The following is a 12378-nucleotide window of genomic DNA, read 5'->3' on the forward strand; positions in this document are numbered from 1 at the left end:
ACTGTCCACTTTGACTTGTTGCTACATCGAAAATTATCGTGCAAACAAGTTAAGTGTAAAAAAAGAGGCATGACTTCAAAAATTCTTAGTTTTGAGTCATCCTCTTCTTGTCTTTAGGAAGGTCTTTTCATCTGTACGACTTTTTCTTCCTGTTCATTTAAACGTTCAGCGGCGAGCTTCTTACGGTACACCCATCTCGAAAGCATGATGCTGATCTCATACAGGACGAGCAGCGGAATCACCACGAGAAAATCAGATACAAGATCTGGCGGCGTTATTAAAACAGCTACAACGACGAGTGCAAAGTAGGAAATCTTGCGTGCTTTTGCCAGCATGACTGGATTGATGATTCCGAGTGAAGTCAGAAACATCACCACGAGCGGGATCTCAAACAGAAATCCGAACGGCAGCGTTAAGTTCAGCATGAACTTGAAATATTTTTCCGATGTAAAAAAGGTTTGAAAGTTCCCCTCTGATAATCCGAGCAAAAAGTTCAGCACCATCGGATAGACAACAAAATAGCCAAATGACAATCCTATCAAGAACAATAGAAACAAAGCTGGAATGTACGACAGGGTCACCTTTTGTTCTTTTTTATCCAATGCCGGCTTAATGAACATCCACGTTTGATGAGCGGCAACGGGTATGGTGAGCGCGATTGCAATCACGCCGGATATCATAAAATACACCCAAAGAATTTCGCTCGGTCCGAGGACGGCAAGCTGCTGGTCCAGATCGCGGATCAGCCAGCTGTAGATCGGCTCCACATAGAAAAATGACACTGCGAGAACCGTCATAAACATAACAAGCGTTATAATGATCCGTTTTCGAAGTTCACCCAGATGTTCCACAAAGTACATCTCTTCTGCTTTCACAACTTCAGCCTCCTTCCTCATTTGATGATTGCTCTGTTAACTTTTTAAAGTTGATTATCCTTAGAAGAAAGGAAATCCACCAACCATGCTTAACAAAGCTTCTTAATAGCGAAAAGATGCAAGCTTGCTATTGCGCCCGCATCTTTCCTCACTAAATCTCATTATTTTGACTGCGGTTTTTCTTCTTTTTCATCAGAAGACATTAAATCTTTTGCAGAGCTCTTAAATTCACGAAGCGTGCTTCCGAATGCGCGTCCGATCTCCGGCAGTTTTGAAGGTCCAAAGATGATAAGCGCGATGATTAAGATCAGAATCAATCCTGGTACTCCGATATTAGTAAAACCCATGTGAATCGCCTCCTTAGAATTTGTTACTCATTAAAACTTAAAGCCAGTGATTGCCACGACTGATGGACGCGGCTGGTTGCCTCCGCGAACTTGCGGCCATGTGCTTGTTGGATTTGCTTTATCTTCTGTTTCCTCACCTGGATGCTGCACAGAAAGGAATAATGTTCTTTCATTTGGTGTGAAAGATGGTCCCGTCAATTCTGCTTCTTTTGGTGCTGATGCGAACTGGAATGCAACTCCCTTGTCCGGACCGACTGTCGGAATCATGAACATACCGTTGTTTCCAAAGCTCGTCCACGCAGCAGAGTTCAGTTTGCTGGATGAAATATCTGTCACGGTCCAAAGGTTTGCATTTGAGTCAAACGTTAAGTTATCTGGAGCACTGAACCCGCTTTGGCGTCCGCCGGCTGCGAAGATCTCAAAGTCAAACTCCTCTGCGCCATGGTCTCCATCTTTTTCAAAAAAGCGTGTGATGTGTCCGTGAATGTTTCCGTGCTTATCATTGTTTGTGTGTGCGATGAACACCGTTTGATCTAAAGGTGAAATCTCAACGTCTTCCGGACGGTCCGTTGGTGCCGTGTAACAGGTTTAACACCTTTCGCGTTGACCGGGCCAGCTAAAGGAAACACTGCAGTATCTGGTGCTACTTCTGTACAGGGAACATTTGCGAACTGTTCAGGCGGACGCACCCTTTGGAACACAGTTTTATCATGTGAAGAAAACACGGCGTGCAAGTTCAGAATCCTTGTTAAGCGTCCACTTGCCGTTTTTTACTTGAACTTCAATAATGGAACCGCCTTGGTTGTATAGCATTTTTTCAATTTGAGCTGCTGTATACTTGTCGCCCTTTTTTTCGCCTTCTACATATAAAGGATTCGTGTATTCATGATTCACCCAAAGCAAACCATGTTCGCTGGAGTCCTCGATCGGAAAATACATTGTAAAATCGTTGTTGTATCCAAATGTGTCGCCTTTTTTATTGATTACATCACCATAAGACGCGATCACTTCATATTTATAACCTCTTGGCAAAACAAGTTCATCTTTGTCTGTTGGTGCAATCGGGTGAAACTTAAATCCTTTTTTGCGAGGCTTCATGCGCATTAAGCTATCTGATTGAGCATTCGCTTTTTCTGTTAAAACGCCTAAGCCAGAAGTTGCTGCAGCAAGTGCTGTTGCGCCTGTTCCTAAATACGTTAAAAAGGTTCTTCTATCCACTGGTTTCTTTTCCACTCCATTTTCCCCCTAGGACCAATAATTTATCTTGCACCCTTAAGGATAAAGCGAAATTGTTAAGCCACTATGTAGGGAATTTAAACAAACGTTTAAGGTTTTCTAGATTTTTCTAAAAGTTATGTAGAGGCGGACGTAAAATTCTGAAGTGTGGCGATACTTAACATTGGCGAGCAACAGTTGAAAAATTGTTCAAATAAACCTTTCCACACTTTAAGCTTTCCTCTGTAAAACTTCTAAGTTGGGAAAATAGCTATATAAATGTAACGCTAAATGATAGGCGCATCCTATGATTTTCCCAATTTACATCCTTCTGTTTATAGGTATAATTAACCATAAGGTACTTTTATTGAGGTGAAGCGATGGATATAGAAGTGGGAAGTCGTGTCGTTTATAAAGGAGTAGAGTACCAAGTGGTGTGGATTTACGAAAATGGGAATGTGGAAATCGCAAAAAAAGCACAGCAAAGTAAGATTGAGCTTGTACGAAAGAACGATCTCACAAAAATAGGCTAAAAAAAACTTCCGAAGCACGTGGCCCGGAAGTTTTTTTGTTTTTATATACAATGGTGCTTTTGAAAGTAGTTGATTTCCGCTCCAGGTGCTCGCTTTCCGGGGGGCGTGCGGTGAGCCTCCTCTGCGCTTTGCGCCGTTAGGAGTCTCACCTGTCCCGCTGATCCCCCAGGAGTCTCGCACCTTGCGCTCCAATCAACTTTCAATGAAGAATATTCAAAAAAAACAATTTCAGCAACCATCTATTAGAAAAGAGACTTTTATAGTTTTGATCTTAGATATGAATCTATAAACGGCGTGATTTCGCCATCCATTACGGATTGCACGTTACCCACCTCAGTGTTTGTACGGTGGTCTTTTACTAGGCTGTACGGGTGGAAAACGTATGAGCGGATCTGGCTTCCCCAGCCGATTTCTTTCTGTTCACCGCGAATCTCAGCCAATTGTGCCTGCTGTTCTTCCAAACGGCGCTGTACAAGTTTCGCCATTAACATCTTCATCGCACGTTCACGGTTCTTGATCTGAGAACGCTCTGTCTGGCATGAAACGATTGTGTTCGTTGGTGTGTGTGTAATACGAACGGCTGAGTCAGTCGTGTTAACGTGCTGACCGCCTGCACCAGACGCACGGTACGTATCGACCTTCAAATCCTCTGTACGGATTTCGATCTCAGTATCGTCAGTGATTTCAGGCATCACTTCACATGAAACGAATGATGTATGACGGCGGCCTGACGAATCAAACGGCGAGATACGCACTAAACGGTGTACCCCTTTTTCCGCTTTCAAATAGCCGTATGCATTGTGCCCCTTTATACTCAAAGTAACAGATTTCACACCAGCTTCATCACCAGGAAGATAGTCCAGCGTTTCAACCTTATAGCCCTGTCGCTCCGCATAACGCGTGTACATACGAAGCAGCATGGACGCCCAGTCTTGTGATTCGGTACCGCCTGCACCTGGATGAAGTTCCAGGATCGCATTGTTTTTATCGTAAGGTTCGTTTAATAAAAGCTGAAGCTCGAAATCATTGAGTTTCGCGATCAGTTCTTTCGTATCTTTTACAAGCTCTTTTTGCATGTCAGCATCTGCTTCTTCTTTCACAAGTTCGTGTGCGATTTCCAAGTCCTCATAGGAAGAAGCAAGTTCCTCGAATTCATTTACCTGCTCTTTTAATCCGTTCGCTTCATTTATAACAACTTGTGCTGCGTTCTGGTCATCCCAAAACGTCGGTGCACTCATCTGTTCGTCTAGTTCAGCGATGCGTGCTTTTTTTGAATCGAGGTCAAAGAGACCCCCTAAAGTCGTTGATACGTTTTTCAATAACGTTGAGCTCTTGTTTTACTTCTACTAAATCCATAATCTCTGCACCTCATTTTATGATTGTAGCTACTTTTTAACGTATGCTATCGAATGTGAAAAATTCTTTGGGCTGAAAACATGCGCAAAGAGAGCCCCGAAGAGACTCTCTTCACTCACAATACTGAATTATTCCTGCTCAGCACCGTGACATTGCTTGTATTTTTTACCGCTTCCGCAAGGACATGGATCGTTGCGCTTGATGTCCTGCTTTTTGCGTACTGGTTTCTTTTTAGAAGCTTCCGCCTTGTCGCTAGGAACAACAGCTTTACCTTCAGCCACTTGTTCACGCTGCATGTTCTGTTCGATCTGCGATTTTAAGATGTAAGTCGTAACTTCCTCTTCGATCGCAGCAACCATCGCTTCGAACATCTCAAAACCTTCAAACTGATACTCACGCAACGGATCCGTCTGCCCATAAGCACGAAGGTGAATCCCTTGACGAAGCTGTTCCATTTGGTCGATGTGATCCATCCACTTGCTGTCAACCGAACGAAGGATAACAGCTTTTTGGAATTCTGCGATTTGTTCTGCAGGCAGCTGCTTTTCTTTTTCTGCAAATGCCGCATGAACCTTCGCTTGGATCTTCTCAATGATCTCTTCACGATCTAGACCGTAGAAATCTTTTTCCGTAAACACAGGCTCTGTGAACATAACCGCATTCACATAATCCGTGATTTCTTTCGTGTTCCACTCTTCTTGAACTTCAGATTCAGGCGTGTGAACCGTTACGATGCGGTCAATTGTAGAATCGATCATACGCAGTACGATATCGCTCAAGTTCTCAGCATCCAGTACGTCCTGACGCTGAGCGTAGATGATTTCACGCTGCTGACGCATAACATCGTCATATTGTAAAAGCTGCTTACGAGCATCGAAGTTTGATCCCTCAACTCGTTTTTGTGCAGATTCAACGGCTTTTGTAACCATTTTGGACTCGATTGGAGTATCTTCATCCATGCCAAGACGCTCCATCATCGTCATCAAGTTATCCGAGCCAAAACGTTTCATCAATTCATCTTCCATAGAGATGTAGAAACGAGAAGAACCAGGATCTCCTTGACGACCAGCACGTCCACGAAGCTGGTTATCGATACGGCGGGATTCGTGGCGCTCAGTACCTAAAATGTGAAGTCCGCCAACTTCAATAACACCTTCGCCAAGCTTGATATCCGTACCACGGCCGGCCATGTTCGTCGCGATCGTAACCATGCCAAGCTGACCCGCGTTCTCGATGATCTCTGCTTCACGCTCATGGTTTTTCGCGTTCAAGACGTTGTGCTGAATTTTGCGTTTTGTTAAAAGCTGAGAAAGCAATTCAGACGTTTCAACGGCAACCGTACCAACAAGGATTGGCTGACCAGTCTTATGGCGCTCTTCGATTTCAGCGGCAATCGCCTTGAACTTGCCTTGCATTGTTTTATAAATTAAATCTGCTCGGTCATCACGTGCGATCGGACGGTTGGTTGGAATCACGATAACATCCATGTTATAGATGTTGCGGAATTCCTCTTCTTCCGTTTTCGCCGTACCCGTCATACCCGCAAGCTTGTTGTACATACGGAAGTAGTTCTGGAACGTGATCGTCGCAAGTGTCATGCTCTCGCGCTGGATCTCGAGACCTTCCTTCGCTTCGATCGCTTGGTGAAGACCGTCGCTGTATCGGCGGCCAGCCATCAAACGTCCAGTGAACGGGTCAACGATTACGATTTCACCATCTTGAACCACGTAATCCACATCACGGTGCATAATGATGTTTGCTTTTAACGCTTGGTTAATGTGGTGATTAAGTGTTACATGCTGATAATCATAAAGGTTATCGATGCTGAACATCTGCTCAGCCCGGTTGATCCCTTCTTCCGTCAGCTGTACGTTCTTCGTCTTTTCATCAACCGTATAATCCGTATCTTTTTTCAGCTGGCGCACAAACATGTTTGCCATCTGATAAAGCTGGGTAGATTTTTGTGCAGAGCCAGAAATGATCAGCGGTGTACGCGCTTCATCGATTAGGATGGAGTCAACCTCATCGACGATCGCAAAATTGCGGCGCTGAACCATTTGCTCTTTATAGACCACCATGTTGTCACGCAGATAATCGAAGCCGAACTCGTTGTTCGTACCATACGTGATATCTGCAGCATATGCTTCACGCTTCTCCTCTTTCGAAAGGTCAGAAACGTTCAGTCCAACCGTCAGCCCTAGGAAATTATAAAGCGGCCCCATGATTTCAGAGTCACGGCGAGCTAAGTATTCGTTGACAGTTACAACATGAGCGCCTTTTCCATCAAGCGCATTCAAATAGACCGGCATGGTCGCTACAAGCGTTTTACCTTCACCGGTTTTCATCTCTGCAATATTACCTTCATGAAGTGCAACAGCACCCATAATCTGTACTGGATAATGACGCATGTTCAATACACGAGCGGATGCTTCGCGCACAGTCGCAAACGCTTCTGGCAGCAAGTCGTCTAATGACTCGCCTTTTTCAATGCGGCTTTTAAATTCAGCCGTCTTATTCGCAAGAGCTTCATCGTTTAACGCTTTAAACTCTTCTGCTAACGCTTCTACTTTTTCAGCGATTCTTTCATATCTATTTAGCGTCCGATCATTGGAACTTGGAAAAATCTTTTTCAAAATGCTAATCATCCGATAAACGCTCCCTGTTCTCGAGAATTATATACCACTTCTATTCTACCAGTTTGTGAAACGAGCCACAAGAAATCCCAAATCTTTTCATCCGAATTGTATCATCCGCTATCATGGAAATTCCTATTTATGTGAATTTTTCTATAGTTTAAAGAGACACGAAACCTAAATTTTGGTAAAATAATAAAAAGGTTAATCAGGAGGTTCTTAATGGAAAAAGCGGAGTTAGAGAGGGATAGCGCCAGTCAACAAAAGATGCGCAGCGAAAAGAACAAAACCATTATTCTGACGCTTGTTTTGAGCTTCTTTATTATCGGGGGCTTCGGAACGTGGGGGTATTACGCACTGTTCGGTGCAAAATCAGCATCAGATTTTGATCTGCCTTCAAATGAAGAAGTTGCGGCTGCCGAAAAAACGAGCGGCACTTCGATCTACAAGCCTACTTTAAAAGTTCCCGTAACCGAAATTCAGCGGCGAATTAACGTCATGCATGAATACTGGAACCGCAAGCTAGGGTTTAATGCATGGAATAACTATAGTGTTTCGAGAAATAAGGAAGAACTTATGAATGTGAAGGAAGATATACAGAACAAAATCCAGCCATTTGTGTCGGGTCCATTGAAGGTAGATATGGAAACTGCGGTTGCTAAAATCGATTCAAGCATGAAATCAGACAGTGTCGAACCGCTAAAAGGAGTCCATCGTATTTTTCATGATTTGGATATTACGCTGAATGGTTATGAACAAGATGGGGTGTATTGGGAAGTAACGGAAACGTGGAAATGGTATCAGAAAGCACATTGAAGATTTGCAACTTCATAAGATTGCTGTTATGATGAATCTAGAATTATTTTTGTTCGGTGTAATCAATAGTTTGAAATATAATTTTTCTTCTTGAGAATAGATTTGGGCAAGGATAGTAATATATTGTGTGGCAACGCACTAGGAGGCAACAAAAATGGAACAAGGTACAGTAAAATGGTTTAACGCAGAAAAAGGTTTTGGATTTATCGAACGCGAAAACGGAGACGACGTATTCGTACATTTCTCTGCAATCCAAACTGATGGCTTCAAGTCTTTAGACGAAGGCCAAAAAGTAACTTTTGATGTTGAGCAAGGTGCTCGTGGAGCTCAAGCTGCTAACGTTCAAAAAGCATAATCTTATATGATTATATGAAACAGGCTCTTTTTAGAGCCTGTTTTTTATTGTTTTTAAAATAAGGCTGTTTTCGTAAACTTTGTTGCAAGTTGAAAGGGTTGATTTCCGCTCCAGGATGCTCGCTTTCCGCGGGGCGTGCAGTGAGCCACCCTATCGCTTCGCGCTGGCGGGGTCTCACCTGTCCCACTGATCCCGCAGGACAAGGAATGCTTCGAAGTGTTACATCGCACGAAGAAAATGTGATTTTTCATTTTCGAGGAGTCTCGCACCTTCCGCTCCAATCAACTAGTCGAAGAAGCGTGTTCCACAAAAATGTTCAAAGCAACAATCTATTAGAAAAGAGCCTAAAATAATCAATAAAAAACCCCGCTCAAAAAGTTGAGCAGGGACATGGTACAGGTAAAATAAAAAATTTAATGCATTAAAGGTTATACATAGTATAACATACTAAGCACTTCATTAGTGTTATTACAAAAGCATGCTCTCAAACTGTATGAGAGCAATGCTTTTTTTCGTTTCTTAAGTAGCCGGTGTCATATAATGATCTTTCAGCTGGTCCCGCAATGTTCGCTTTAAGAACTTTCCGACTGATGTCTTCGGAATTTCATCCATGAACACGATATCGTCTGGAATCCACCACTTCGCAAACTGCGGTTTTAAATATTGGAGGATATCCTCTTTTGCCACTTTTCCTTTTGCTTCAGGTTTCAAAACGACACACGCGAGCGGCCTCTCCTGCCATTCTGGGTGCGGAACCGCGATAACGGAAGCTTCAAAGACATCCGGGTAAGCCATAATCGCATTCTCTAAATCTACCGACGAGATCCATTCCCCGCCGCTCTTAATCAGATCCTTCGTCCTGTCTACAATCTTCACGAAGCCTTCTTCATCAACCGTTACAACATCCCCGGTATGAAGCCAGCCATCAACGAACGTCCCTTCCGTCCTTTCGTCTTGGTAGTATTCGTCAGCAATCCAATTGGATCGGAGCAGCAATTCTCCCATCTCGTTGCCGTCCCACTTCACTTCACCGTTCGCACCGATTACCTTCATCTCAACACCTGGCACAACATAGCCCTGTTTTGCTTTAATATCTAGCTTTGCTTCATTATCTAAATCTGTTTGATAGGTTTTGAGACGGGTCGAGATTACAAGCGGACTCGTTTCTGTCATTCCGTAAGCGTGCATGAACGGTATTTTATGTTTTTCCTGGAACGCTTTGATCATGCCTTTTGGAGCAGCAGATCCTCCACATAAAACAGCTCTTAAGCTGGAAGTTTCATAGCTCTTCTGATCGAGTTCACGAAGGAGTCCCATCCAAATCGTTGGTACACCAGCGGTTACCGTAACTTGTTCCACCTCTATGAGCTCTGCTAAAAGCTGCGGAGTGAACTGCGGCCCAGGCATAACCTGCTTCGACCCGAACCAAGTCGCAGCATAAGGAAGCCCCCAAGCATTAACGTGGAACATCGGTACAACAGCCATACAAACATCACTCTCTGAAACGGCTCCGCAATCAGCTAGCCCAAGTGACATCGAGTGAAGAACTGTTGAACGATGCGTATACGTTACCCCTTTCGGATTTCCAGTCGTTGCAGACGTGTAGCACATTCCAACAGGGTCGTTCTCATCAACATTTTGCGGGAACTCATAACCCGGGTCACCCGTCTCAAGAAGTTTTTCATAATGATAAAGTGGCTGAAGCGGTGACTTAGGCAGCTCATCTTCATCGGTCATCAATATAAAAGCTTTTACGTTCGGAATATGGTCTTTTATGTGTTCAACAAGAGGAAGAATGTCCTGATCGATCAATAAAATCTGGTCATCGGCGTGATTGATAATGTATGCGATGTGCTGAGGGGAAAGTCGGATATTTATCGTGTGAAGTACAGCTTCCACACCCGGGATGGCAAAATACGCTTCAAGGTGGCGATGGTGGTTCCATGCAAGCGTACCAATGCGCTCACCCTTTTGAACACCAAGCCGCTTAAGTGAACTCGACAACCTGCGAGTCCTTTCCCCTATCTCCCGGTAACTGAACTTACGAATCCCTGACATCGTCCGGCTCGTTACTTCTTTTTTGGCAAAATAACGTTCCGCGTGCTCCAACATACTCGTTACTCGAAATGGCACATTCATCATCATAACTGCTTCTCCTCCTTTGAAATAAAACAAGCTATAATTGTAAGCGCTATCACTACTCAACTAGTTCACCTTACCTAGGAGGAAATCCTGCTATAGAAACACATTTATTGAAGGGTTTTACTGGTAAAATGATAAGGATTTTTTAATGCAGAGAAAACATTTTGAAATTCTGTTAGATTTTTACGTTAAACTATAAAAAAACGGCATAAAAAGGAGTGTCAATTATGCCAGATTGGTCGTATCATACATTTTTCAAACCCGTACTGTTCCGGATGAAGCCAGAAACAAGCAGGGATTTTACTTTGCAGTTAATGAACACGCTCGCGAGACTTCCAATTGGAGATAAAGTCATCAACTTCTTTGGACACATGCAGCCGCCTGCAGAATTAGTGCAAAATATTGCTGGCATTCGTTTCCCCTCCCCTGTAGGTATTAGCGGAGCATTAGATCCTAACTTAAAAGGAACATCTGCTTATTCTAATCTTGGGTACGGTTTTATAGAAGTTGGACCAATTTCAATAAAACCTTGTACAGTGCATGAATCAATCGTACGCAATACTGATGAAGAAACGTTATGGTATCAGCAATTGCAGTCGAATATGGGGTTAGATGAGGCACTCATAAAACTTCAACAGACCAAGCGAACCGTCCCAATGGGTATAGGGATTAAGGGTGAAACAGAAGAAGAGCTATCTCATCTAGCTGAAAAACTTGATGAATATGCTGATTTTTTTATTGTTGATCTTAATGTCGCTGATCACATTGAGAAGATGAGGAGTATTACAAGTAAGCCGGTTTTCTTGAAAGTAACTCACCACCAGTTGGATGTGAACAAATTTAGCGATCAAACGATGGATGGATTTTTGATTCGAGAAGGTGTTCAAAAAGACGGCGGATTAGAACTAGGAAAATCTGAGATGCCGTTCTTAAAAAGCAGCATTCAGCAGCTTTTACCTTTTGATAAACCGATTATCGCCTCAGGCGGTGTCCACGAACCGAGCGATGCTATGGAACTTTTCCGCTCTGGAGCATCACTTATCCAGCTTCATAGCGGATTTGTTTTTTCTGGGCCTGGTCTTCCTAAGAGGATTAATGAGCGGTATGTCTTTGAAAAAACAACTGAAATCAAGCAAAACACAAATGGATGGCTATCGTTTTTCTTTATGGGTTTTGGTGTTTTTCTGGCAGGCATCATCGCGCTGTTCATCGGTCTTACTCAGGTTCTGCTGCCATATGACGAGGCTTTTTTAGGAATGAAAAGCGAGGAGATCATTGCTTACAATCACCATCTGTTTCACTTCATGTCACATGACCGGATCTGTCTCGCCGGAGTCATGATATCCGCAGGTTTTATGTTCATGCAGCTCTCTTACCACGGCATAAGAAAAGGTGACCATTGGGCAAGAAAGGCATTCGTGATTGCAGCAACTATCGGTTTTTTAAATCTCTTTTATTTTATAGGCTTTGGTTATTTCGATAAGCTCACTTTATCTATTACCTTATCATTTTTCCATTTTTCATATTTGGACTTTATCGGTCCCGGAACATGACAACCGGAAGCAGTGGGTCGAATTTACACAACAGCACTTCATGGAAAAAAAGTCAGCTTGGTCAAAGCATGTTTGTGATCTCAGGCGTCTGCCTGCTTTCTGCTGGTTTTGTAATTTCGATTATCGGCATGAATGGCGTTTTTGTACCAGAAGACCTGATGTTCTTTTCGCTGACACCTGAACAGATTTCAGCATTCAACGAGAGACTCATTCCTTTAATCGCCCATGACCGGGCAGGCTTTGGCGGAGCATTGATCTCCGAAGGATTTCTCCTGCTCACTATCGTGTTATGGGGATATAAAGAGGGTGCCAAATGGATATGGTGGACACTTGCAATTGGAGGAATTCCAGGATTTCTAACTGGAATAGGCACTCATTTTATGATTGGGTATGATAACCACTTCCATCTTTCACCTGCTTATCTGTTGTTTGTTTTTTATATTGTCGCATTGATTTATTCCTACCCATTTTTATGTGGAAGAATGGAACAACCTCAAGCCCTTACTACGTTTGAAGCAAAAAAAGTGTAGACGCGATTGCATCTGCACTTTTT

11 protein-coding genes and 2 pseudogenes are annotated in these 12378 nt (G+C 43.2%); 6 read left to right on the top strand and 7 right to left on the bottom strand.

All coding sequences use genetic code 11. The features are described from left to right. Nucleotides 1-113 precede the first annotated feature (113 nt). The 3 genes and pseudogenes from tatC to ABE41_RS16800 all read right to left on the bottom strand — a co-directional run. The gene (tatC, locus tag ABE41_RS16790) at nt 114-860 is read right to left on the bottom strand and encodes a twin-arginine translocase subunit TatC (protein ID WP_437435478.1); all 747 of its coding nucleotides are present in this window, start codon (nt 858-860) and stop codon (nt 114-116) included. Between the two features lie 176 nt (nt 861-1036). Next, nucleotides 1037-1222, bottom strand: coding sequence for a twin-arginine translocase TatA/TatE family subunit (tatA, locus tag ABE41_RS16795; RefSeq protein WP_066292809.1), 186 nt, complete (start codon nt 1220-1222; stop codon nt 1037-1039). Between the two features lie 30 nt (nt 1223-1252). Beyond that, a pseudogene (locus tag ABE41_RS16800) lies at nt 1253-1795 on the bottom strand (PhoX family protein); the annotation flags it as partial. A gap of 3 nt (nt 1796-1798) precedes the next feature. Between ABE41_RS16800 and ABE41_RS20770 the strand changes: the two are divergent. Further along, nucleotides 1799-1945, top strand: a pseudogene (locus tag ABE41_RS20770) (alkaline phosphatase PhoX); the annotation flags it as partial. On the opposite strand, the gene ABE41_RS16805 reads toward ABE41_RS20770, so the two are convergent. Continuing rightward, nucleotides 1931-2326: an alkaline phosphatase PhoX gene (locus ABE41_RS16805; protein ID WP_367642161.1), complete on the bottom strand. Its 396-nt coding sequence runs from the start codon at nt 2324-2326 to the stop codon at nt 1931-1933. The pseudogene ABE41_RS20770 and the gene ABE41_RS16805 sit on opposite strands and share 15 nt — an antisense overlap. Nucleotides 2327-2817: 491 nt before the next feature. Between ABE41_RS16805 and ABE41_RS21140 the strand changes: the two genes are divergently transcribed. Continuing rightward, nucleotides 2818-2970, top strand: coding sequence for a hypothetical protein (locus tag ABE41_RS21140; protein ID WP_156774299.1), 153 nt, complete (start codon nt 2818-2820; stop codon nt 2968-2970). A 257-nt stretch (nt 2971-3227) separates the two neighbouring features. Here ABE41_RS21140 and prfB read toward each other — a convergent pair. Together prfB and secA are read right to left on the bottom strand one after the other, a co-directional pair. Next, nucleotides 3228-4326 (bottom strand): peptide chain release factor 2 gene (prfB, locus tag ABE41_RS16810; protein WP_253805367.1). Its coding sequence is split into 2 segments (ribosomal slippage): nt 3228-4262 and nt 4264-4326, totalling 1098 coding nucleotides; the frame shifts between segments, so codons are not numbered across the junction. A gap of 128 nt (nt 4327-4454) precedes the next feature. After that, a complete protein-coding gene (gene secA, locus ABE41_RS16815) occupies nt 4455-6971 on the bottom strand; it encodes a preprotein translocase subunit SecA (protein ID WP_066292821.1) in 2517 nt (838 codons plus the stop codon). Nucleotides 6972-7181: 210 nt separating this feature from the next. Here secA and ABE41_RS16820 point away from each other — a divergent pair, with 210 nt between their 5' ends. Both ABE41_RS16820 and cspC read left to right on the top strand, forming a co-directional pair. Beyond that, nucleotides 7182-7775, top strand: coding sequence for a hypothetical protein (locus ABE41_RS16820; RefSeq protein WP_066292824.1), 594 nt, complete (start codon nt 7182-7184; stop codon nt 7773-7775). A 154-nt stretch (nt 7776-7929) separates the two neighbouring features. Beyond that, nucleotides 7930-8130, top strand: coding sequence for a cold shock protein CspC (gene cspC / locus ABE41_RS16825; RefSeq protein ID WP_066292827.1), 201 nt, complete (start codon nt 7930-7932; stop codon nt 8128-8130). Between the two features lie 519 nt (nt 8131-8649). Here the strand turns inward: cspC and ABE41_RS16830 are convergent. Next, on the bottom strand, nt 8650-10275 hold the full coding sequence (locus tag ABE41_RS16830) for a long-chain fatty acid--CoA ligase (RefSeq protein WP_066292830.1): 1626 nt from the start codon (nt 10273-10275) through the stop codon (nt 8650-8652). Nucleotides 10276-10499: 224 nt separating this feature from the next. On the opposite strand from ABE41_RS16830, the gene ABE41_RS16835 reads away from it, so the two are divergent. Continuing rightward, on the top strand, nt 10500-11825 hold the full coding sequence (locus ABE41_RS16835; RefSeq protein ID WP_083207850.1) for a dihydroorotate dehydrogenase: 1326 nt from the start codon (nt 10500-10502) through the stop codon (nt 11823-11825). Further along, the gene (locus ABE41_RS20775; RefSeq protein ID WP_083207851.1) at nt 11822-12355 is read left to right on the top strand and encodes a hypothetical protein; all 534 of its coding nucleotides are present in this window, start codon (nt 11822-11824) and stop codon (nt 12353-12355) included. Before ABE41_RS16835 ends, ABE41_RS20775 begins: the two co-directional genes overlap by 4 nt. Nucleotides 12356-12378: the final 23 nt, after the last annotated feature.

The sequence above is a fragment of the Fictibacillus arsenicus genome (genome assembly GCF_001642935.1).
Taxonomy (GTDB): Bacteria; Bacillota; Bacilli; order Bacillales; family Fictibacillaceae; genus Fictibacillus; species Fictibacillus arsenicus_B.

What these genes read in the sequence shown, in the direction of transcription:
- tatC (WP_437435478.1), bottom strand. Translation starts at nt 860, where the DNA reads ATGTACTTTGTGGAACATCTGGGTGAACTTCGAAAACGGATCATTATA.
- tatA (WP_066292809.1), bottom strand. Translation starts at nt 1,222, where the DNA reads ATGGGTTTTACTAATATCGGAGTACCAGGATTGATTCTGATCTTAATC.
- ABE41_RS16805 (WP_367642161.1), bottom strand. Translation starts at nt 2,326, where the DNA reads ATGCGCATGAAGCCTCGCAAAAAAGGATTTAAGTTTCACCCGATTGCA.
- ABE41_RS21140 (WP_156774299.1), top strand. Translation starts at nt 2,818, where the DNA reads ATGGATATAGAAGTGGGAAGTCGTGTCGTTTATAAAGGAGTAGAGTAC.
- secA (WP_066292821.1), bottom strand. Translation starts at nt 6,971, where the DNA reads ATGATTAGCATTTTGAAAAAGATTTTTCCAAGTTCCAATGATCGGACG.
- ABE41_RS16820 (WP_066292824.1), top strand. Translation starts at nt 7,182, where the DNA reads ATGGAAAAAGCGGAGTTAGAGAGGGATAGCGCCAGTCAACAAAAGATG.
- cspC (WP_066292827.1), top strand. Translation starts at nt 7,930, where the DNA reads ATGGAACAAGGTACAGTAAAATGGTTTAACGCAGAAAAAGGTTTTGGA.
- ABE41_RS16830 (WP_066292830.1), bottom strand. Translation starts at nt 10,275, where the DNA reads ATGATGATGAATGTGCCATTTCGAGTAACGAGTATGTTGGAGCACGCG.
- ABE41_RS16835 (WP_083207850.1), top strand. Translation starts at nt 10,500, where the DNA reads ATGCCAGATTGGTCGTATCATACATTTTTCAAACCCGTACTGTTCCGG.
- ABE41_RS20775 (WP_083207851.1), top strand. Translation starts at nt 11,822, where the DNA reads ATGACAACCGGAAGCAGTGGGTCGAATTTACACAACAGCACTTCATGG.